The organism is Sporomusa sphaeroides DSM 2875, assembly GCF_001941975.2.
GTDB lineage: Bacteria > Bacillota > Negativicutes > Sporomusales > Sporomusaceae > Sporomusa > Sporomusa sphaeroides.
This window is the reverse complement of record NZ_CP146991.1, coordinates 807,501-829,624: the sequence shown is the minus strand read 5'-3', so window position 1 is coordinate 829,624 and position 22,124 is coordinate 807,501. Positions and strand designations below refer to the sequence as shown.

Sequence of the window (22,124 nt, the reverse complement as noted above, 5' to 3'; positions counted from 1 at the left end):
CGGTTAGTATGTATCTGCGACTCTTGCCATCACCCCCGTTAAACCTCTTTTATACGGAAGCAGCTTTGAAATACATTTTTGCCTTTTCTGCTTTTGTTTTAATAACATGCATTTTTTATGCCAATCTCAAAAATCCAGGGATTTCAAGTCTTTTTAAACATAAACCAACAGTCATGGTGCTTTTTTTCACCATGACTGTTGGTTTATTCACAAAGTGTGGTTTATTTTATCACCAATTGGTGCTTTTTTTCACCATTATCCACTATTTCCCCTAGCCACCATTACACGAGATACTTTTTTTACTAACGCTCTCCAGGCATATAAAAGCCCCTTAACAGCAAGTTGTACGTTTTAATCATACTTCCTGTCTGCTAAAGGGCTAGCATATTTTGTGATGGCCTAAAGCCAATTATTCACTAAAACGGCGTAAAATTCCTTCTAACATCCTGGCATGTCTTGCTTCATCCTTGGCCGACTCATTAAAATAATCTCTTGCTGTCTCCAGGCCCAGTTCCTGCGCTTTCTCAGCTGCTTGTTTCTTGCCCTGGTTGGCAAAGGTTTCTCCTTCCAGCATTTGCTTGATATTTTCAAACAAATCTTCCTGAATCATACCGTTAAACTCGGCAAAGCGGGCGGCGTGCTCTGCTTCTTCCCAGGCGATAGTCTTCAACACTTCGGCAATTTCCGGGTAGCCTTGCCGCTGAGCCAGTCTGGCCATAGCCAAATACAGTCCGGCCTCGGTAGTTTCGCCGGTAAAGTTTTGTTTAACAATCCGTTCGATTTCAGTTCCTTTCGTTTCACCGATAATGTTCTCCACTGTCAATTCTCTTTTCATACTGCATACCCCTTCCTATTTCCGCTGTTGAACACTTTGAAAAACTTGATCTGCTACCTCGGGATTGACATTTTTAATATCTCCTAAGTACAGCAGCATACTGCCTTTGTATTCCTGAACTTCGCCTAACAAAATAATTTCCAGGCTGGAGCGGATGATATTAATAATACATTCCTCATCATGATACACATTACAGTTACGGCATTGGTTCAACAAAAAACCGATAGCGTTCACCACCGAATCAGTATCATATACCTTGGTGTCGCTATAGGGAATATCCCGGAGGCCGTCGGTTATGAATTCATCCTTTTGTTTAAGTACTGTCATCAGCGATTTCTTGCAAAACCCGATTAGACATTTTTCCTTTTTGCATGTCAAGCAAAACTCTTCTTCCAGACAACAGTGGCCTAGTTCCGATATAAGAGCATCAATCTGCAAAACCCATTCCTCCTCTAACTTCCGCTTGTACCTATTTCTATCCAGGTGTTAGGTATATTCTAACAATAATCATTATTTCTTGCAAGTCATTTTTAGAAAATTTACTCATACAACAAGAACATCTCTACGGCGCAAGCGGCCGTTATCCATAAGCGAAGGGTACGTCAGCGGCGCCGCGTTGTATGACGGTAAAATGCCACAAATGCAAAAAAGACCATGTTGAACTTTTTCTTTCAACATGGTCTCTTTCGCATTTACAGACTATGAGCTAGGAAGTTGTTTTTACCGGCGACGGCTGCCGTACATATTTTTGCTGGTACATGGCATAATCGGCTTTATGCAACAGGCTCTCGACATCAATATTCTCGCCGTCCGGTACCGCGATCATGCCCACACTGACTTGCATAGTATAAGGTTTTTCCAGGCGCGAAGCCGTCAATTCCAATTGCTGCTGCATTTTCCTGATACAAACTTCTACCGTCTGCTGTGAACATTTGGTAAAGACTATGGCAAATTCATCGCCGCCCACTCTGCCAACAAAATCGTTTTCACTAACTCCATTGCGCAGCAAGGTTGCGAAAATATTAATATACCAGTCTCCCTCCCGGTGTCCGTAAGTATCATTAACTTGTTTCAAACCATCCAGGTCCATATAGGCCAAACAAAGTCCACGTTTTTCCTCACCGGCAGCCTTCAGCGCCAATACCAGTTTTTCCTGAAAGGCCTGCCGGTTCAACAACCCGGTCATGCCGTCGATGGTGGCAAGCTGCTCCAGGCGTTTGGCCTCTATATGTTTTGCGGTAATGTCGGTCATACTAAGAATCAGATGAGGCTTACCCATCAGACTGACATTGCCGGTCACTGCCATCACCAAAGCAACCCCGGTGTGGCGGTAAAGGGGAAGTTCCTCCTGCACGACACCGTAATGAAGCAGTTCACGCCAGGCAGACCAGACTTTCTGGTCTGTACCGAAAAAATCGGTCATATATTTTCCCGCCGCCACTGCCGGCGCAAGAGCAAACAAATCGGACGCCGCCCGGTTTAGCTGCACCAATTGCCAATCGGCTTTGGTTATCAGCACCACCGGGGTAGGAACCAGGTTAAGCAGCCGCTTAATCTCATCCTGACTGTAGGAACATTCACGTGATGACTGCTCAGTATCCTCCATTCCCTGGAAATAGAGGATACTGAGCAGTATAAGCATCAATAGCCCGGGAATAAAAATACCTGCCCATGGTTGTTTCACACTAAAAGCAACCCCAACGATGCCCAATATACCGACGGGAATACATTTATCCTGGAAAAATTCTTCAAATTCAGAGAAAATCAATATAGCAACATCACCCGCCTTACACGATCATTTCTCCCAAAAGTCGGGAAGGCACCATTTTTTTGTATATGGTATAATCATGCCAGATATCTGCCGCAAAATCCATTGCCTGCGAAGATAAAAAATATCCTCCGACCTATCATCGGAGGATATTTTCACGAAACCGCAGCAAATGCAGGGCTATAGATATATTAAACCGGACATCAAAAGCATCCAGTGAAATTCCTAAAATAGTTTCGATCCGCTGTTTCCGGGACACTATGGTTTTGTGGTGCAAATACATTTCCTCCGCCACCACCTTGAGGTTGGGAGATTGCAGGATTTTTTCCAGCGTTGGCAGCAAATCGGTACCATTTTCCCGGTCAAACACCAGCAGATTGCCAATCATTCTTTCAATAAATTCCTCAGTATCCTGACTATCGGCCAGTGGATACAGCAATTGATACGCCCCTCCATCCTGGTAATGGTAGACATCCATACCCGGCCAAAGGCGGCACCCTACTGCTGCAGCCGCCCGTGCCTGCTTGCAGTAATGGGCGAAACGGTCGAATGCGCCTAGTTTCCCGGCAATACCGACCGCAATCCCGATCCGGGGAAAACGGACAGCCAGCTGCTTTTTCAGAGTCGTCCCGATAGCCAGTTGCTGTTCTTTAGTGTCTTTCGGTAAAGCAAAATGCAAGAGGCCGATACCTTCGTCCCATTCCCAGGCGACAATGCCCTGACACCGATTCAGATTGTCTACCATCGCATCAATATCGGTCTGCACTTCGGCGGCATTTTCCGCCGTCCAGTTTAAGGATTTGCCGCACCAACCAGTAAACCGCAAATAAAAAACATGAAATATTGTGGGCAAGTATAACATCAGCTGCCTGGCCGTATTCCACGCCGAATCATCAAAGACCCGATGTCCCTCCGCCAGGTCGAGCAGGAACTGGTTGCGCCGGTGCCGTTTATAGGACTCGGCCAATTTTTCTTCCACCTTAATCCGCTCTTCAATCTCACGTTCCAGTTCCTGCTGTATCTCCTGTAAATATAGTTGCTGCGAATCGCTGATTTTTGTCATCTTCATCATGGAGCGAAGGTTTTTTTCAAATATCCTTGCCATATCGGCATAGTGAACCATCAATGCATTCCCCTGATACTGTTCATCACTGCACCGGCTTTTAAACTGCTCCAACTGCTCCAGTTCCTCCTGGAACAACCGGCTGATTTCGTCGCTCACAACAACACCTCAATAGTAAAAGTACTCGCAATAGTGCTGATCATTGCCCGGAGTTCTGGGGAATTAAATTAAATTCCATACTCAGCTCTTCCCGGAATTCTTCCCCGCATTCAAGCATACTTCTGTTCTTTGCGGAATAATACCAATTGATGCAAATATCGCTGCCTTCAGCAAATGCATCTTCCAACATATAGATAATATCCATCAGGCATTTGGTACTGCTGGTATTCATATAGGAAATATTAAGTTCCATGACAACCCTGCCGTGGTTAGCTGTTAGATAGTCTTTCAACCAAATAAAAATGTCCTGATAAAACCCGGAGGCATTTTCGGGATAAGACTGACCAGATACCTTCAATATGCCGGTACCGGGGTTAAAGTCAACCTCCGGCGAAGATTTTGTACCCGCCCGATATAACCTTTCCATTAATAAACCCTCCTTGCCGGCTACAGACTGACTTTTAAAGTGAAAAAAGAATACTTCTCATCGCGCGATACAAACATATAATCGAGCGGAGCCGTCGCTTTGCGAGCCATATCAATAATCCCCAGACCGGCGCTATCGTAGTTACTATCTGACCTCCTGGCTTTAAGCTTTTCTTTATAGTATTTTTTCAGCTGGTCTTTATCCATTGAGTTAATATAATCAATCTTTTCCTTTAACACTTTGGCATCTTCATGGCTGACCAGATTGCCTGAACAAACAAAAAAGCGGTCTGTCTGACGACCGATGACAATGATACTTTCAAAAGCCCTGCGGCTGATTTCGTGTTTGTCCGGTCCGTCGCTTTTCAGAAAATAATTTTTGATATTCTGAGACTGCTCAATATAAACCGAAAATACATTATGAATGTCTGTCTCTTCCGTATTCTTTTCTTCCTGCAGATAGGATGTAATGGCTGTTCCGATTTCCTCAATAATTCCCTGAGTAAAAGAACCGTTAAAACTGACAATGATGCCATAACTGCTTAACTCGCCAATAAGCCGATGTAGTTGTTCATTGATCATACTTATTTCCCCAACCTCCTTAAAACTTGAGCCCCATAACGGTAATGTCATCCCGCTGTGCTTCCATCCCCATATAGGCTTCAAGACTCTGTAACAATGCCGTTTTCTGGTCTTTCATGGCCAGCGGGAAATATTCTGCTACTAGTTCGGCAAACCTGTCGATGCCGAAAGGATCAGGGTTCTCTCCATGTTGATCAAAAAAACCATCTGTAGATAAATACAGCCCGTCTCCGGGCTCATAATAGAATTCCCGGTTCTCAAAAGGAACACTCCGGGCTTTTCTGCCCAGGCGGCTCTTCTTTTCATAACCTACACTACGGCGCGATCCGGGAATTTCCCTGAGGTTCCCGTCGTGAACATGAAAAAGCGGCAGCCTGGCACCGGCAAATACAACCTTTTGCGCAACCGTATCCACCTTCACCAGCCCCATATCCAAACCGGCGTACAGCCGCTCTTTGGTCACAGTATTCGCGTAAAAGGTCTCATGAAATTTTTCATCCAAAAAAGTCAGGACAGCAGACGGTTGATAATCCCGGTCTTCATCCAGCAGTTGTTTTAACATCTGATTAACGGCCAGCGTCATAAAAGCTCCCGGCACTCCATGGCCGGTGCAGTCAATGACGGCAGCCATGAAGCCGCCGGCACAGGGCGCGTACCAGTAAAAATCACCGCCGACAATATCCCGGGGCCGCCAAATAATAAAAGACTCGGCAAGATAATTGTGCAAAAATGCCGGTTCAGGCAAGACTGACTGCTGAATAACAGCCGCATAATGAATACTGTCGGTAATCAGTTTATTCTGCTCCCGTACCTCGGCTTCGGCCTGCTGGCGGACCAGAATCTCTTCCTTTAAGCGCAGTTCGCGTTCTTCCAGCTTGCTAACCATGGAGTTAAACGCCTGGGAGAATTCTCCCATAAAATCAACCCGCTGTTTATAGTCGCCTTTTTCAATTTGCTGCGCCTGCCAGGTTAAATGGTTGAGCTTGGAATGAAGCTCCTTCAAACTGCCTGCCAGAAAGTTGGTTTTACCCGGCCGTTCCACTTGCAGATTGCCGCGTGCCAGCGGCACGGCATATTCATATAATTCCTTGAAATGTCCGGCTATCTGGTTGAACAGGTAAACAATCTCTCCTACCAGTTCGCTGCAGCCATCGGCAGAAACTGTCTCCGGATACCTTCCTTTTGCCAATAGCCGTATGCCAGCCCGCAGTTGTTCTAATGTATCTAATTCTGCATTCTTCATATCCTTCACCCAGACTGCTGCTCAATTATCACAGGTAACGCGGAAACGGCAGGTTCGATCACCGGTAGACCAGCAGTCAATTTCCTTTACTGTGAAACTTTTTCCCGTATATACATTTAAAATTCCGGCAATAAACCCTTCATCGTAATCACAAACCGATTCCTCGGTAATGGGCAGCCCGGAACAATCCAAATCCTCCTCCACCGTAAGGACAAATTCCATTTTTTCCATATCGGCTGATTCCAGGCGCAGGATCCCGATTTTTAAATCAGATAATTTCTGTTGCAGCTGGGCCACAAACCCTTCGAAATCAAGGCTTTTATCCAGCAGATTTTTGCAGAACTCCTCACCGGCCAGCTTGCCGGCGGCGCGCAGCAGGGAACTTGCCTGCTGTGCTCCATATGTCCGTGTCAGCACATCCCGCAAGGTAAATTGAAACAACCGGTACACCAGCACCGGCATGTCGGCCCCCAGATTAGCTCTGCCGATACCAACATCACCAAGCATTTCCCAGTTGAAAGGTTCGGTTTGATTGTCGGCTTTAAATTTATACATACAATCCACTCTCCATCCTCATAATTTGATTGGAAGTGTCAAGAAAAACCGGACACAAAGTTTTTTTGGCATTAATCTTAATTATAGAAAAATACTATCATTACTGTCCATTATCCGTGCGGATAAAAAAGTACCCTAAAATAGACCCTGCCATTATCCCTGTGATCCATATCCGCCTAATATTGGGATAAAAAGCATAGGAAACAACAATTGGTCATGACTCTCTCCCCATTTCCTGCCGGCAACATTTATCCGATGGCCAACTCGCTCTAAGACTCCCGCTTCTATAAGCGGAAGTTATACCCCTACGGGCACAGGCGAGCGAGTAAGCCCCTGGATAATTCCGACTAGGATTCAGCTGGAGTTAAGACTCCACCTGAATCAAGTCTGCATTTATCAATCTGCAAAGCCGCTCCAAGAGTCATCCGCTCCTCAAAGGAATCCAATGAAATGTTTAATATTTGCTCAATACGCTGCTTGCGGGCGGCAATCGTTTTAGGATGAATATGCATCATGTCCGCAATCTCCCGCAAAGTGCCCCGCGATAATATATGGCTCAGCGTTTCCACCAGCTCGGTGCCATTATCCCGGTCATAATCATACAAGGGTCCCAGAACCCGGCGGACAAAGGCTTCGGCTTCCCGGGTACCGGCGAAGTTATCAAATATCTCGTCAATGCCGCACTCTTCATAGTACTGGATACAACTGTCTTCCCGGCGCCGGCGGCCGATCCTGGCGGCAGTGACAGCATGCCGGAACCGGTTGTTAAAGTCCGCCAGGGAAGTAGAATAGTCGGCTACGCCGATGCTGAAACGCACGCCGGGAAACTCCTCCAGCAGCAGCTTCAGACAGAGGGCGGCCTCTGCCTGTTCTGACTGCCGGCCGCCATAAGGCAGGGGCAGGCGGCATATTACCCCAATGCCGCCGGAGAAGTTCCACGCCGCCAGACCGTCCTGCCGGTTCAGACGGTCAGCCACCTCATCCAGCAGCATGTCCTGTCCTTCGGAGCCGGCACTGTGCCGGCTGTCTTCCACCTGACAGAAACATACAGCGAAAGATTGCGGCAAATTCACGCGCAATTGACGCGCGCGGTTATAGATATCCTGCTCAAAAGGCAGTACGCCGTCCAGTAGATCGTTGAAGAAGTGGTTGAGCCGCTTCCGTTCATAGGCAAGCGACAGCAATTTCTCCGTACGTTTTCTTGCCGTGATGTCGCGGCTGACTCCCAGAATGCCCAGAGCTTCCCCGTTTTCGTCATAGGCGATATTCACCGTTGATTCAATCCAGATCAGGCAGCCGTCCCTGGTGCGTTTCTCTTCCTCCAGCACCACCGGGGTATCCCGTTTTTTCCCCTGCCGGTATGCGTCCCACACCTCATCGACAGCTGCCTGCAACCGCCGGTTTTTCTCTTTAAGCAGCGGCTGCCGCAGGTATTCGGTCAGCGTATACCCGGTCAGTCGTTCCAGCGAGGGACTGATGTAAATCGGCCGCTGATCAAAATCTATCAGCCAGACGACGGCGTCGAGATTTTCCGCCAGCAGCCGGTATTTGCGCTCACTGTCCATAAGATTGCGCTTGGTCAGAGCCCACCGCGAAATATCCCGGTAGACGGCACAAACGCCGGTTTCACCACTCTCCGTGACAAATGGAAACGCCGTAAGCGCTATGGCCACTGAATTACCGTCTTTATGCCGCCGCACAATATCCAGCGGAACGCCCGAAGCCCGGTCCGGACAATCAAGAATATGTTCTTCCGCCGGTGTATCGCCTGGCACACACAGCAGCCGGCCAATGCTCCGGCCTTCCGCCTCCCGGGCCGTATAGCCGAACAGGGCGGTAAACGCCGGATTGACCTTGGTGACCCGGTACTCTGGATCAAGCGTGACAATGGCATCAGGCGAGTTGGCAAACAGTTGTTCCAGACAGGCTTTTTGGATGGATAACTTCTCAGTGCGCTCGGTCACCTTAGTCTCTAAAGTGGCCGCAAGCTCTTCCAGTTCCTGTGCATACCTTTGCAGGCGGCTGCGGGTGCTCACGTAGCGCAGCGCTAAAATGGCAGCCAGACTTGACGTTTCAGCCAGTTGCCCCAGCCAGCCAATGAGCAGGTGTGCATGAATAACACCCACGATATTAAAAGCGTCAACCGTACTTGCCGCCATCCAGACCGATATGCCGCCGGCATAAAGCTGCGCTTCCCGGTTAAAGCGCAATTGCGAGCGGCAGAAATACAACACAGCCAGGTAACAGCCAATACTGTATACCATATTAACAACCATAACGCTTTGTATCCACAGCGGATTCATGACTGCGGCCGCCATCTGCAGGCAGGAAAAAGCCACTGTCAGCCAGACCAGACGCCGCACCGTCCGGCGCCAGACATCTGTTACGATATACATAAGAAACTGTAGCCATACAATCTTCCAGCTTAGGCTGGTCACAATAATCCAGTTATTCCAGAAGTCAGGATTCGGATAAAACAAAAATGAACTATAGGTAGTGCAAAAAAGGATGCCGGCCCCACACAGAGCATTGGCGGCAAAGGCCAGATACACCGTCTTTTTGCGGTCATACAGGTAGACAATCAGCGACCACAAGCCTGCCGCCGTGAGCAGCGAGAACACGCAGAATTTCAGAAATTCAATCATATTTTTATATTTGTACATGCCCCACATGGGACCATATTCCACACCGCCGAAAATGCCGATAGACGGAGAGGACGAAGAAATACGGAAATACAGCATTTTACCGGGAGCATCGTCCGGCAGCGGGATAATATGATAAGGAAGCCAGAGGCGCAGCTTTTCTCCCGGCGGGACCGGCATAGGGCCATATTGATATACAGCCGTGCCGTCTACATACACCTGCAGGCTCTGGTGTACAAATTCCGTAAACACAGTAGGAGTTTTGACCGACGCCGGCGGCAAAGGCACACGCAGCCACAAGTAGTTTTGACCGTTGTAGCCCTCCGGCCGGCCGGAGCCCTGCTTTGGCAGCCACTCACCGGCTTCCGGGTGCTGTGGATCGCGGTCCCCCCATGAATACTCCCAGTCATTTGTTAAAAAACGGTGATTCGCCGGGTCCACTTCTCCGTAGAAAGCAAGCAGGATCAGTCCGGCCACCAGCGTCAAACAGATAAAAACCGGCATAAGCCAACTTTTTCTCATCTTTATCTCCGATCTTACAGTGTGCCTTTAGTTTACCAACTATAAAAAAAATATTCAATAAGCTAAGCAGAGATACAAAAGTAAAGGGGCTTCTGTGACGGTAGGAAATACAGTCACAGAAGCCCCTTTGCCGGTACCGGTCGGTCAGCTGGTTCTACGTTTGGTTAACCAAATCAGTTTATTTCGTGAAGATCAATATTGCCGCCAAGACGCCAAATAGTAATATTTGCAATGCCCTGTTCATTGGCAGTGGCTGCCCAATAACTCAGGGTTTTGACATCCGCGTACCATACCTGATAGGAAACACCGGCTTTCGTGTACGTAAATACCAGACATTGGCTGGCTTCATCTCTGACAGGTTCAACATCATAGACTGCGGCCAATGTCTTGGCTTCCTGCTCTGTTATAAATTTTTTCTCACCGTTATCACCCCAACTGGCGCCGCCGGTCGCCAAAGCAATGGCTTTAGGGCCGGGCAATGCTTCCATACGATTGATTGTTCGCTTGATGAAAGCGGGGTCAGCTTTAGGGCCGGGGTCACTGTGAATGCCGTAAAGGTTATAGAGCATGACCACATACTCAGGTCCTTGGGTAAAAGCAGCCTCCTTAAAAGGTATACCCGGTTCAAGCACCACCCTGAGCGGGATATTTTGCTTTGATGAAGCAAGGTACAGTTTGCTGATGAACACAGGAAATACCTGCCGGACAAAATCATCTTTCCATATCCGTTCATAGTCAATTTCAATGCCGTCATAGCCATATTGCCGGGTCAGACCAATGATCTCGGCAATATGCTTATCCATGGCTGCTTCGTCTGCCAACAAGCGGCAAAGAACCTCCGTGTCTTTGAGGATAAATGAACCGTCAGCATTAGTCTTGTCGTTGACAAAGGTTAGATAGCCTTGAGCTTTTACCTTGTCTTTTTTATGCTTCTCCCTAAGGGCTGTCAATTCTTGTGGTATAACAAGCCTGTCATCCTGATCAAAAGCTGCGGCAAAATAGGACAGCTTGTCCAATTTCCTGCCTATGCGACGCAGGTCTTTTTCCCCAGCGGGAATATCCCAATAGGCAATCCAGGCTGACAGTTTTAGCGGTGCCTTGGGGACAGGCGAAATTGCCGATGCCGGATTGCCAACACAGCCTGCCAGCAAGATCAGCGGGATAAACAAAAACAGCATTATAAATGCCGTTTTCCATTTAGTATGTTTCACGTTACCACCTCCTGCCTATCTTTTACAAATTGACAATAATGCAGCGTCCCCTGTTCGATGTACAGTTTATCACCTATTTATCCTGTTCATCAAACGGGGTACGGGGCATAAACCAGTCGAGCACTATATTCCAATATTGTTTGGCCTTAAATATCATGCCATCAAAGCTTTTACGGCGGCTGTCAAACACGACGGCTTCCTGCTCAGCCCCGGTATTTTCCATAATAACAAGCTGTTCAAACACACCATCATAAACATCATCGGCCAGATTCCGCTGGCTAAAGCCCCAGCCGCCCCAGGCTGTTTCGAGATATACCAAACCGGTATTTAGCGCCGATACCTTCACGGCAGCGGCTTCCTTCTCATCAATTACAACGCGCAGGTCTTTCCCCTTAAGCGTCAGATTTACATTTCTGTTGCCTTTTTGATGCGGACTGATGACAGGCACGTACTGATCGGCACCTTCATCAACTGTTGGCGCATCCTCCCCGCTCTTTTCCTGCAGGCGTTCAGTATATATTTTTGCCTGGCTGGCGGAAGGCGCATATCGGGCAAAGACTTCCAGTGCTTTCATTTCTGCAGCTTTTTTATCCTGGGGAATGGAAACAGGGATTTTCCCATCGTGGCTGTCAAGATCTAACTTATATAGCTCTTGCTCAGCACCACCGGTTTTCTCGGTGACGTACAGGCTATTGTTAAAAATGGCAACAGCAACATAATGGGTTAAATCTTTATCAGCACGTAAATAAATCTTCTGCATTCCCAGCCTATTTCCCTTTAAATTTACCGACAGGCTGACGTTCCGGAAGGTTTTGTCGTTTTTCAAACGCAGTAAGCCTCGATCCTGCGGCAGGGAAGTAAGAACAATGGTTTCATCCATCATCTCGGCTGCGCCCTTGATCGTTTCCCAGTTCCGATGCTTATCAGCATCGCCCTGGACAAACTCGACATTCTGATTGATGTCATATTTAATCCGCATCAAAAGATGATTAGTATGCCAATAGGCCTGGGGCTGCATCCGGGTCAAGTCATATAAGCTGCTGCCCTGCTTGTTAAATGAATAACCCTCACGGTTGAAATTCATAGTAAATAGCTTATTAATCCAGTACTCATTTACAGCACTTACCCGATCATTGTTGCCAAAACTGCCGGTGTTGGAATGCATGAGAATATACAGGCGGGGCACATAGCCAAGCTGTTTTGCGTAAATATCCTCCAGAATTTCATAATCATAGGAAATGCGTTCGCGCATTCTGGCGTAGCTTTCCTTCGGCACGCCGTATTCATCCCGGATATAATCCATCAGATAATGGTTATATTTGCGACTAAGATAAGGCGCGACCTTAGCGTGCTTTAAGGGGTCAAGCTCGCCCAGATAGTTGTCATACCGGTCAAAGACATTAATAAAGGCCAAGCGGTAGCCGTTTGTACCCATTTCCCAGAAGGTTGTCTTTTCTAAATCAATCAGATCATCAGGCACCAGGAATTTCGGGTCTTTTTTCTTAAAATTTTCGGGATAAGTGAGCATTGTCCCTTTAAAATTAAGTTCTTCTAAAATTTTTTGCGAAAAAATAGCCGTATCACGCCGTCCGTCTTCAAACATCAAAAACAATGCTTTCGCCGGCAGCGGCTTGCCTGACTGATAATATGCAAGAATATCAGCCTGAGTTATGGTGACATAGCCCTGATCTTTCAGTGCCTTAAGATGTTCATGCAGCCGATCTATGCCAATCAGGGGCTGTTCGCTTTTACGCGCTACCCCGAAATAGGACAAAGCGACAAAACCTGTATCCAGCGTGGAGGACATGGCGACGTTTTGCTCGGCATATGGCTTGTATGTTTTTAACGTTAGCAGGGCATTGATGGAAAAAAATGCAATGATAAGCAAAATACCGACCTGCACAATGACACGCCGCCGTTTTTGCTTTTGTTTTTGCATTGTCCAGTTTTCATTAGCTAACATAAGGCTAACCCCTCATTTTCGCTTTGGGATTCTTTTTTATTTTTTCGAGCACATCAGCAGGAGTCAGCCGGGTTCCCCAGTTGGATTTCCAGAAAGTAAACCAAGCGATCGGCATCTGCCAAAGCAGCACTGCCTCATAATATACGCAAAACCACATGCCGTAAATCCAGGTGGAGCTTTTCCTGAGCAATAGCTGAGCCATACTCATGAGCAGAGCCATTAAGAGAATGCCAAGTAAAAAGTTGCTGGGAAATACCCGGTGCAACAACGGAATATAGATTAAGTTATACAGCACGATAATGGGTGCGAGAAACGGCACTATGACCCCCATATAAAAAGATAAGGCCATAAACGGCTCTTTTTGCCACATGAACCGTGAAGCGATCAGCGACTCTCTGAGCCAAGAACGTTTCCAGCGCATTTGCTGCCGTAAAAAGACGTTGTATTTGTTGGGAACGATGGTGTAACAGATAGCCGAATCTTGATAACCGGTGTGATGATGGCGCAGGATGAAGTTGGTCATGCTGCGGTCATCGCCAAAAGTGGCCTTTTCTCCTAAAAAGGTTTGCTCTAGCCAGGGTTTCATATATTTAAGAATTAAATCCTTGCGGTAACAGGAAAGGGGACCTGACAGGCAGGTGACTGCATCAAAATAGCTTTCCGCTGCCTTCATGATACGAAAAGCAATGTAATACCGCACAGACTGCATTTTTGTCAGAGTATTGGTGTAGGTGTTGGCTACGTCAGTCCTCCCGGAGACACCACCCATCCTGGCGTCTTTAAACGGCTGGACGATATGGCGGACAGCAAATGGATCTAAAAAGCTGTCAGAATCAACAAATACCAGGAGCTCATGCTTGGCCATCAAAGCACCTCTGGCCATTGCCTCACGCTTGCCGGCATTTTTTTCCTGGCGGACATATAAGAGCCGTTGGTCAATGTCATAGCGTTTTTCCTTGAGCTTCAATTCTTCTACAAACTCTTTAATTCGCTCAAACGATTTGTCGGTGGAGCAGTCATCCACAACGATGACCTCCAGGCGGTCAAGCGGATAATCCTGGTTGATGCAGCCGGTAATTGTCCGCTGAATCCACTTTTCTTCGTTAAAGCAGGGAATGATAATAGTAACGCCTGGTGTGTAATCCTTGTCAATAGGCACAGACCGGTAGAAGGAACCGAAAAGATAACGGGTAAGAAGAAAGGTGGCGGCAATAATGCTGTAGGTATACAAGACTTTGTTGAATTTGAAATAAACGATACTTTCTGTCCGCATCAGCACTATAGCGGCAGTAATAAAAAATAAAAATAGCGAAGCTAAGGTCAGCCGGTATCGCCCCCGTCTGCGCTGTGTATATTCAGCCAGTGTTTCGATAAATTCAAACGCAATATATGTTTTGTCACCGGCCTGGACAGTACGAACATATTGGGCGGCAATATTGTTGACCTTCATTTCATAGCCTTCCGGCATAGAGCCGGGAGTAATTTCAAATTTTAAGCTGATCTGAACCGCCCCGGTGAGCTCAGCGGCGACAGATGGCGAAACATCGACTAAAATACCGGTGGAGGAAATATCCAGTGCTTGACCGTGCGCAACGGTTTTTCCATAGGCGGTCTGGTAGATAAGCAACACCGGATAATTGACAACATAACGTTTCCCCATATTTTCGGCTGTGATCAAGTCGCTCATGTCCTGTGAAATATCGGCATTTTTAGGCCGGCGCCTGTCGAGATTGGAGCGACCGCCTTCCTTATCCGGTACTTTGGATAGAATGCGCCGATCGGCTTTTGTTACCAGCAAAATATCCTTTTCTTCAGCCTCCGGCTGAGAATTTGGTTTCTTCATGCGCACCATCCTCGCACTTATATAGAATATTCCTTAGTGAGGAGCAGACAGTCTGAGCGAGCGGCTGCGATCCATCTGATAGTAGCCGTCCTTCACGTAGTCGGAAAGGCGGCCGGTCTTGAATTTAGTGGGATCGTTGTCAGGCTTGGCAGCATTGGCGGTTAAGATAATATCAAGCGCCATTGCTACATATACGGTGGTGTCACTCATATGCAATACCAGAACGGCTCCTTTTTTCAGCTTGCCATCCGGAGTGTAAATCCCGTTTTTAATGGTATGAACAAGTTCGGCAACACTCTCGGCCTTGTAATCATAGCTGCTGACCGAGCCGGATATAATATAATCATAACCGGCCTCAAACAGTTTTTCAAACCCTGGTTTACTGACAGCTAATGTTGGCGGACGGAAAAAGCGAGTGAGAGAAGACTTGCCGCCGACCACAACATCACCGGTGACACTGGCCAGTTTCTGATAAGAGGTAGTGACATCCTGAAAAAATTCAGCCGGAGACTGGGTGGGCTTTTGCCTACCGCTTTTAGGATCGCGGAAGCTCATAGGCTGGTGTTTGTCGGAGTGACTGCCAATATCATGCCCCTCTGCCGCAATGGCACGCAACAGGTTGGGATTATGCAAAACATTATTAGTAATAACAAAGAAATTGCCTGCCGCCCGATGTTTACGCAATACATACAGAAGCTTATTGATGGCGGCATCTGTCCCCCAGTCATCAAATGTCAGGAAAATAACCGGTTCCTCTGTATGGATAAGACCATTTTTATCCATACGGCGCTCTTCCATCTTGGAAAAGCCGTACATGCGGTCTTCCAGGTTTACTTCCGGGCTGCCGATATAACGTTTCATAGCTTCGCTCATAAGCTGTCCCTGCGGCGGAGGGCTGGCGGTATCAATCGGCCTGAGCCGGGGAACCATTTTGTCCAGCGGCACCGGATATTCATAAAGGAACGCCGTATTTTTCAACATGGCCCCAACCGGTTTGATACGATAGGCAGAATCATTGGCCGGATTGGTCACCGGATTGTCAAAAGATACCCGATACGCAATATTGTCAATTTTCCGTTGCTTAATAATTTCCAGCATATCGGCAGTCAGCTTGGGATTGGTGTAGAAGTCTGTGCGGAAATATACAATCTGCCCCCGGTTTAGGGAATGTACAGCCTTGCCAAATAGTTCGCCCATTACCTGTTCAGCGGTTTGATAGTCCTTATGTTTGGATTGTACGGCATTGAAGGATTGGGCGACTAATCTGCCGCCCACGCCGGCGACTGCCTGCCGGGTTGCATCGGTAATTGCTCCTGAGGACTGATGAACAAGCGTCGTTTTGATGCCAAACTGGCTTGTGAGCAGAGTAAAGCTCCTGAGCAGGGTCTGCCGGGTTGCCGCCTCTGTCTCCTCGTCCTTAGGGCGAATGGAGACACCTATTTCATGGCCGCTATGGATAATTTGGCGTACCAGTTGGGGATAGCGTTTCATTTCAAGTTCAGTAACAAAAAAGGTGGCTTTAATGTTAAGCTTTTGCAAGCGCTCTAATACATACCGCGCCGAAGTTTCATTGGTCAAGCCGCCGAAAGTATAAGCAATCGCAGGCTCGGTGGTATACACTGTTTTGATTTCCTGAGGCGGAGCTTCTGCCGCATAAGCAACCGCCGGTCTAAACAAAGCGGCTAACATCTCGCGGAGTGAGCCAAGCGGCGACACGAAGCCGGTCTTGGGCGGAGCAGTCGGCAGGGAGGGTGCACGATAGGTCTCCATATCAATGGTTGTATAATTGGCTTTTTTAAGGGCGGCTAGCAGATTGTCAACAGCAGTAATAATCTCTTTTTTGTCAGTTTCCGCAACCTTAGGAAGAACCTTTAGACCAGGCTGTTTGTCATAGGCAGGGCGTTCATCTGTTTTTCCTGCCTCCGGCGTGATGGGTTCCTCCATGGAACTAAGCTTCACCGACACAATACTCCCCGGGGAGAGACTTCTGACAAATTGATCGGCAGCAGGCGCGGCTGTTATCTTTTTGACATTCAGATAAACAGTGCTTTTCACCACGCCGGTAATGCCGCAGGCACTGGCTGCTTTAAGCACAGTGTCCGTATAGGCAGTGTCATTTAACTTTAAGAGGGTCGGCGCCCGGTCTGTCGTGACTTTAATAATTTTTTGCGATTTGGCAAAATCACTGACAAGGCGTTCGCCAGGCAACCTTTCCTGTTTGGCCATACCGAACATGGAGTAATTTTCAATTTCATGTCCTGCCTGCTTAATGCCAACGACAATCTCCGGTTCTTGTGCTGTTTGCAAGCCTTCAACAAAGAAAGTGGCCTTAGCATTGTATTTTTGCAATATATCTAGCAATTGCTGGATGGTGGTTTGATCAGACAAGCCATCAAAAGTCAGCGCAATCTGGCGCGCGTTTTTTTTAGCCGGGGAAATAACGGCAGCCTTGGTCTCGTCTTGGCCTAGCTTTTCAAGAGCAAGGGCAATCTCGGTTGTGGCATCATAAGCATCGTCTAAGTCGGTAATATTTTTGTATTTGTCTACATGCCGCGGTGATGCATCATTGTCCTTTTGCCAAAACCAGAAGGCAAGACCGGCACTTACAAGGATTAGAAACACTATCATAATAATAATTCTAGGTTTCACTCTATTGCCCTCCCATGCAGGCTACAAACTCCAATAGACATAGCCATTTTGCTCCATTTCCTTACGGGAGAATATGCTTTTCACATCAATAATTATACGGGATGAGTCCCTGCGCTCGCCGAACATACGATCGAAATCAGTTGCTGCAAGCTGCCTGAACGCATCATGTGCCACGAGAAAAACCAGGCAGTCGGCATCGGCGACTTCTGAGAGACTTGCAGGATTCATAGCAAGCTCCCGGTGAAACTCGCCGGTATCAACAACCGGATCAATAATCTTCAGATTCATTCCATAGGCGGCTAGCTGATGGTAAATCTCCGCCGCCTTGGAATTGCGCATATCAGGACAGTTTTCCTTGAAGGTGACACCAAAGATATACACATTGGCCTCTTGCACATTTTTGCCGGCCAGAATCAGATGCCGGATGACCTTGTCGGTAACGAAGCGGCTCATTACATCATTGATACGGCGACCGGCGCTAATAATCTGGGAGTGATAGCCAAGCATTGTCGCTTGATAAATGAGGTAATAAGGATCAACACCAATGCAGTGGCCGCCTACCAGCCCCGGCTGAAACCCGAGCGCATTCCATTTGGTATTCATGGCATTAAGCACTTCCTTGGTACTGATTCCAATTCTGTCAAAGGCCATGGCCAGTTCATTCATAAATGCAATATTGATATCCCTTTGCGCATTTTCCGCCAGTTTTGCCGCTTCCGCCACCTTGATACAGGAAGTCTTATGGGTACCGGCGGTAATAACCAGATCATAAATCGCTGCCATAACTTCGGTGGTTGCTGCATTCATGCCGCCAACAATCTTTTGGATATTTTGCAGTCGGTTCACCTTATCGCCCGGATTTATCCGCTCCGGGGAATAGCCAATAAAGAAGTCTTTGCCGCCAATAAGCCCGGAATTTTTTTCCAAAATCGGCAAACAAATGTCTTCGGTAACGCCCGGATATACCGTTGATTCGAAAATGACAATAGTTCCTGGCGACAGATTTTCGCCGATAATCCGGCTGGCATTGATGACAGGCGCAAGATCCGGGGTTTTATCGCGGTTGACCGGGGTCGGCACAGCAGTAATGATAACACCGGCCTCCTTGAGGCGCGAGGGATCGGCGGTAAAGTCCATAGTGACGGCCGCAAGCTTGTCGTTGCCCACTTCCTGGGTTGGATCAATCCCTTGTTTGTACAGGGCAATTTTTTCCTGAGCAATATCAAAAGCAATGGTGCGAACCTTGTCGGCAAAGGCAACAGCCAGCGGCAGCCCCACATAACCAAGACCGGCTACGGCCAAGGCCTTTTCGCCTGTTTGTAGTTTTTGTAAAATATTATAAGGCATATTCCGCTCCCTTTTTATTTATTAGAAAAGTAATGTGTCAGATATGTCCACCATGTATTGGCTTTTTCATTGGTCACTTTATCGGTCAGACGGTAATGTTCTATGCCGAAGATCAAGTCTTCTTGCAAGGTGTAATTGGCACCTAAACCCCACCCTTTAAAGCCTTCCATCCGGTTGCCCAGACCGTTCATACCATGGGAGAAATAAGTATAGCGCGGTTGGTCGTAATAGTTGGCAAATAAAGAATAGGTATGAGGCCGCCAGCTTTTCAATTCACCGTAATCAAGACTTAAGACATAGCCTGTCTTGTTTCCCTTTGCATCAGCCATATTAGATCGCAAGAGCCTTCCACCCAGGCTGAAATTACTGAAATTATATTTTCCGCTTACGGTTTTGATGGTATGCGTTTTATCACTATCCATCAGCTTTATACGAATCAAATCAGGAATCCCAACACCAATTTCTTCGTTAAGCCGTTGAGCGTAAACTCCGGCCTCCAGATCATAATCATAATCGCTGTAACGAGCTGTACCGATCGCTGTAAGCTCATTATCCTTGACATAGTCCAAAAAAAGCGGTATTCCTGCAACTGAACCCGTCCCTATTATAGACCTGGTCTTTTCATCGTTGGTATAGCCCAAGGCAGCAGTGTACTTTACCGCCTTGCCGAAGTCGGCACGGACACCGGTAAAACCGCTGTCGTAGATATTGCCGTCAGCCATAAGGTAGCTGAATTTCCCGGCCGTAAGCCTGGTTGCTCCCGTCTTGCCCTCAACATAGTAGCGGGTAAGATCAAACATGTTATCATAATTCTTAATGTTTTGCTTAGCTTCCCCTCTGGCATAGAAACGCCAATCCTGATTCAGGGCAGTATCGGCACCCAGATAGAACCGCAGGCCGGAATTATCCTTATCCAGGCGTTCAGAGCCGCTGTTTGCCGCATAATGGTACCGAAGCTCGGTTGAAAGATTCAACTTTTTGTCCACTGGCGGCTTGGTCTGTCCCACCTGCATCAAATCATCAATCAAAGAATTGTAGGTTGCCTGTGGCAGATCGTAAGGATTGACCACGCCGGTAGCAGTACTGCCAAACACTGGTGCAGGGGCTGACTGCACATAGGCACTTGACCTGTAGCCCTCCTCCAAGGGCGGATTGGCACTAATCGGGTTGTTCCTGGCTGGTGCACTATATGCCGCCTGTCGACTGGCAGGACTACTGGCTGCAGCCTTGTTAAAACAAACAGCGGCATTTGCCACATCCCTTTGCTCCATGTAGGCAATACCAATATATCCATAGGTTTCACCGGCAAAGGCGCGTGTACGGTTTTTCTCATAATATTGAATAATACCGGCATGATCGTCAAGCTGATTCAGCAGCCTTACAAATTCATCAGGTGAAGGAACCTCTGAACCTGAGTCCAACAATTCCTTCAAAATAGCTGCCGCTTGTGCGAATTTTTTTTCTGCCATCAACTTTACGGCAAATGCATAGACATATTCTTCCGCCTTTTTCGCTTCAGTGGGAGAAGAGAAAAGAGCCGGAGCACTTGTTGGCATCATTGCTGCCTCAACAGGAAGAGCCCCGGTTGCAACTAAAAAAAGGATTAGTGATTTAACGAAAGTTTTATTTGTCATCATGCGACCCTCTGTGATTTAGTAAAAATTTAAACATAGTTGACTCTGTCCTTATAGTTGATAGTACTTTCTATACGGCAGTTATCCTGGAATAATATGTATTAAAAAAACAATTGATTAACATAAGTACTATTCATTAATACTTTTTATCTTAATAATAACAGACACGAAAGTCAACTTCCATTACCTGGAAGGATAGTAAATATCCCCCGATTTGTCTTCGGAGGATATTCTAATTGGTGGCATTATACAGTAAATTTCGCTGCCGCCGCCTGCAAGTCATTGGCGAGAACGGCCAGACTTTGACTAGAGGATGCTACTTCCTGCATTGAGGCTGATTGCTCCTCAGTGGCTGCCGATACTGTTTGTGATTCTGCTGCCGCATGTTTACTCAAAGCATCAATTTTTTCAATGTCAGTCACCAGCTCCTGATTGCTGCTAGCCATCTGGCTGATGGACTGGGAAATACCTTTGATTTGATCAGATAACCGGAAGATATCGCCGGTAATCGTAGTAAAGGTTTCACCGGTGGCCTGCACCAGTGAAATGCCTGTGCGGATACCTTCTGCCCCAGCTTGCGCGGCCACAACAGCCTGATCCATATTAAGCTGGTTTTGTTGAATAAGTGTACCAATCTTCTGTGCGGCCTGGTTCGACTCTTCTGCCAGTTTCCTGACTTCTTCGGCAACTACTGCAAAACCGCGTCCCTGCTCTCCGGCTCTGGCTGCCTCAATAGCGGCATTTAACGCCAGGAGGTTGGTTTGTTTGGCAATGGCGGAAATCAAGGTTACAATTTCACCAATTTCACTGGAGCCTTTACTCAGTTCTGTTATCGCCGTTTCCAGCGCCGCCGATTCTCTGCCAATTTCATTCATTTGTGCTACCGTCCGCGCAACTGCCTCCCGCCCCTGTTCTGCCGCCTGTGATGTTGTAAGTGCAATAGTATTCACATCCTGGGCGGCAAGCGAAATCTGTTCCGTCCTGGCGGCTGTTTCCTGCGCTACGGTAGTAATATTACCGGCAAAGGATGACTGGCTTGCAGTATCTTCGGCAATTTGGGTAATCGATCCGGCCACTTGGTTAGCAGCCTCTGCCGACTGCTGCGCACTGGCAGTCAGTTCCTCACTGGCAGCAGCCAATTGTACCGATTGGGATAACACCTTGGTTACCAACGTGTGTAAGTTAGTACGCATAGCTTGAAAACCTTGTGCCAGCTGGCCGATTTCATCATGGGAAGTAACCGCTGCCTGCCGTTCCCTAAGGTCACCATCTGCCAATCGCAGGCATTCATCACGAATCAGTGTCAATGGCGCAGCCAGGCGGTTACTCATAATACTGATAAAGGCAATAGCCAGCCCAAGGCAGACCAGTGCCCCCAGCAGCATGGCCTGTGTCAGTGATGATACTGCCTGATTTGCTTCGGCTTCCGGTGCAGTTACAACCATGACCCAGCGTTTTTCTCCCGGCAGGTCGATGGGTGTAAATACGCCGATTCTGGTAACACCGTCCGCAAACCGGTAGATACCTTTAACCTGCTGTCCCTGTTTAGCGGCTGCTGTGAACAGGTCAAGGAAGCGGTCGTCTAGTTCGGTTTCTTTTAACTTAAGTTCAGGATTAACTTTTTTCTCGGCAAAATTCATTTTACCTACAACTTCCGGTAACCGGGGATGTACAAGGATACC

At 47.5% G+C, this 22,124-nt stretch carries 16 protein-coding genes (1 of these 16 only partly in view); all 16 read right to left on the bottom strand.

Going from position 1 to position 22,124, the window contains the following annotated elements:
- Nucleotides 1-409: 409 nt before the first annotated feature.
- Nucleotides 410-835 carry a ferritin-like domain-containing protein gene (locus SPSPH_RS03680; RefSeq protein ID WP_075753343.1) on the bottom strand — a complete coding sequence of 142 codons (426 nt, stop codon included), beginning with the start codon at nucleotides 833-835 and terminating at the stop codon, nucleotides 410-412.
- A gap of 15 nt (nucleotides 836-850) precedes the next feature.
- A complete protein-coding gene (locus SPSPH_RS03675; RefSeq protein ID WP_075753341.1) occupies nucleotides 851-1,273 on the bottom strand; it encodes a hypothetical protein in 423 nt (140 codons plus the stop codon).
- Nucleotides 1,274-1,541: 268 nt separating this feature from the next.
- Nucleotides 1,542-2,519 (bottom strand): GGDEF domain-containing protein, encoded by a 978-nt coding sequence (locus SPSPH_RS03670; protein ID WP_143558957.1) that lies wholly within the window; start codon nucleotides 2,517-2,519, stop codon nucleotides 1,542-1,544.
- Between the two features lie 223 nt (nucleotides 2,520-2,742).
- Complete coding sequence (locus SPSPH_RS03665; protein WP_075753337.1) at nucleotides 2,743-3,825, bottom strand: PucR family transcriptional regulator; 1,083 nt, start codon at nucleotides 3,823-3,825, stop codon at nucleotides 2,743-2,745.
- A gap of 40 nt (nucleotides 3,826-3,865) precedes the next feature.
- Nucleotides 3,866-4,252: a DUF1987 domain-containing protein gene (locus tag SPSPH_RS03660; protein ID WP_075753335.1), complete on the bottom strand. Its 387-nt coding sequence runs from the start codon at nucleotides 4,250-4,252 to the stop codon at nucleotides 3,866-3,868.
- Between the two features lie 20 nt (nucleotides 4,253-4,272).
- Nucleotides 4,273-4,833 carry a SiaB family protein kinase gene (locus SPSPH_RS03655; RefSeq protein WP_075753333.1) on the bottom strand — a complete coding sequence of 187 codons (561 nt, stop codon included), beginning with the start codon at nucleotides 4,831-4,833 and terminating at the stop codon, nucleotides 4,273-4,275.
- 19 nt (nucleotides 4,834-4,852) lie between these two features.
- Nucleotides 4,853-6,076 carry a SpoIIE family protein phosphatase gene (locus SPSPH_RS03650; RefSeq protein WP_075753331.1) on the bottom strand — a complete coding sequence of 408 codons (1,224 nt, stop codon included), beginning with the start codon at nucleotides 6,074-6,076 and terminating at the stop codon, nucleotides 4,853-4,855.
- A gap of 21 nt (nucleotides 6,077-6,097) precedes the next feature.
- Nucleotides 6,098-6,631: a V4R domain-containing protein gene (locus SPSPH_RS03645; RefSeq protein ID WP_075753329.1), complete on the bottom strand. Its 534-nt coding sequence runs from the start codon at nucleotides 6,629-6,631 to the stop codon at nucleotides 6,098-6,100.
- A 347-nt stretch (nucleotides 6,632-6,978) separates the two neighbouring features.
- A complete protein-coding gene (locus SPSPH_RS03640; RefSeq protein ID WP_075753327.1) occupies nucleotides 6,979-9,795 on the bottom strand; it encodes a PAS domain S-box protein in 2,817 nt (938 codons plus the stop codon).
- A gap of 173 nt (nucleotides 9,796-9,968) precedes the next feature.
- Nucleotides 9,969-11,006, bottom strand: coding sequence for a glycosyl hydrolase family 18 protein (locus SPSPH_RS03635; RefSeq protein WP_223226165.1), 1,038 nt, complete (start codon nucleotides 11,004-11,006; stop codon nucleotides 9,969-9,971).
- Nucleotides 11,007-11,079: 73 nt separating this feature from the next.
- Nucleotides 11,080-12,969 (bottom strand): glycoside hydrolase, encoded by a 1,890-nt coding sequence (locus SPSPH_RS03630; RefSeq protein ID WP_075753325.1) that lies wholly within the window; start codon nucleotides 12,967-12,969, stop codon nucleotides 11,080-11,082.
- 4 nt (nucleotides 12,970-12,973) lie between these two features.
- The gene (locus SPSPH_RS03625) at nucleotides 12,974-14,821 is read right to left on the bottom strand and encodes a glycosyltransferase family 2 protein (RefSeq protein WP_075753323.1); all 1,848 of its coding nucleotides are present in this window, start codon (nucleotides 14,819-14,821) and stop codon (nucleotides 12,974-12,976) included.
- A 24-nt stretch (nucleotides 14,822-14,845) separates the two neighbouring features.
- The gene (locus tag SPSPH_RS03620) at nucleotides 14,846-17,461 is read right to left on the bottom strand and encodes a polysaccharide deacetylase family protein (protein WP_233138646.1); all 2,616 of its coding nucleotides are present in this window, start codon (nucleotides 17,459-17,461) and stop codon (nucleotides 14,846-14,848) included.
- Nucleotides 17,462-17,482: 21 nt separating this feature from the next.
- Nucleotides 17,483-18,808: a nucleotide sugar dehydrogenase gene (locus tag SPSPH_RS03615; protein WP_075753321.1), complete on the bottom strand. Its 1,326-nt coding sequence runs from the start codon at nucleotides 18,806-18,808 to the stop codon at nucleotides 17,483-17,485.
- Between the two features lie 14 nt (nucleotides 18,809-18,822).
- Entirely contained in the window at nucleotides 18,823-20,367 is a 1,545-nt protein-coding gene (locus SPSPH_RS03610; protein WP_158027042.1) for a hypothetical protein, read from the bottom strand.
- Nucleotides 20,368-20,687: 320 nt separating this feature from the next.
- Nucleotides 20,688-22,124, bottom strand: the 3' portion of a protein-coding gene (locus tag SPSPH_RS03605) for a methyl-accepting chemotaxis protein (RefSeq protein WP_075753317.1). The gene runs 597 nt beyond the window's last position; the window shows 1,437 of its 2,034 coding nt (coding positions 598-2,034); its start codon lies off the right edge, out of view; the stop codon is at nucleotides 20,688-20,690.

Excerpts from the sequence above, each read along its gene's own strand:
- SPSPH_RS03680 (WP_075753343.1), bottom strand. The coding sequence starts at position 835 with ATGAAAAGAGAATTGACAGTGGAGAACATTATCGGTGAAACGAAAGGA.
- SPSPH_RS03660 (WP_075753335.1), bottom strand. The coding sequence starts at position 4,252 with ATGGAAAGGTTATATCGGGCGGGTACAAAATCTTCGCCGGAGGTTGAC.
- SPSPH_RS03655 (WP_075753333.1), bottom strand. The coding sequence starts at position 4,833 with ATGATCAATGAACAACTACATCGGCTTATTGGCGAGTTAAGCAGTTAT.
- SPSPH_RS03650 (WP_075753331.1), bottom strand. The coding sequence starts at position 6,076 with ATGAAGAATGCAGAATTAGATACATTAGAACAACTGCGGGCTGGCATA.
- SPSPH_RS03645 (WP_075753329.1), bottom strand. The coding sequence starts at position 6,631 with ATGTATAAATTTAAAGCCGACAATCAAACCGAACCTTTCAACTGGGAA.
- SPSPH_RS03640 (WP_075753327.1), bottom strand. The coding sequence starts at position 9,795 with ATGAGAAAAAGTTGGCTTATGCCGGTTTTTATCTGTTTGACGCTGGTG.
- SPSPH_RS03630 (WP_075753325.1), bottom strand. The coding sequence starts at position 12,969 with ATGTTAGCTAATGAAAACTGGACAATGCAAAAACAAAAGCAAAAACGG.
- SPSPH_RS03625 (WP_075753323.1), bottom strand. The coding sequence starts at position 14,821 with ATGGTGCGCATGAAGAAACCAAATTCTCAGCCGGAGGCTGAAGAAAAG.
- SPSPH_RS03615 (WP_075753321.1), bottom strand. The coding sequence starts at position 18,808 with ATGCCTTATAATATTTTACAAAAACTACAAACAGGCGAAAAGGCCTTG.
- SPSPH_RS03610 (WP_158027042.1), bottom strand. The coding sequence starts at position 20,367 with ATGATGCCAACAAGTGCTCCGGCTCTTTTCTCTTCTCCCACTGAAGCG.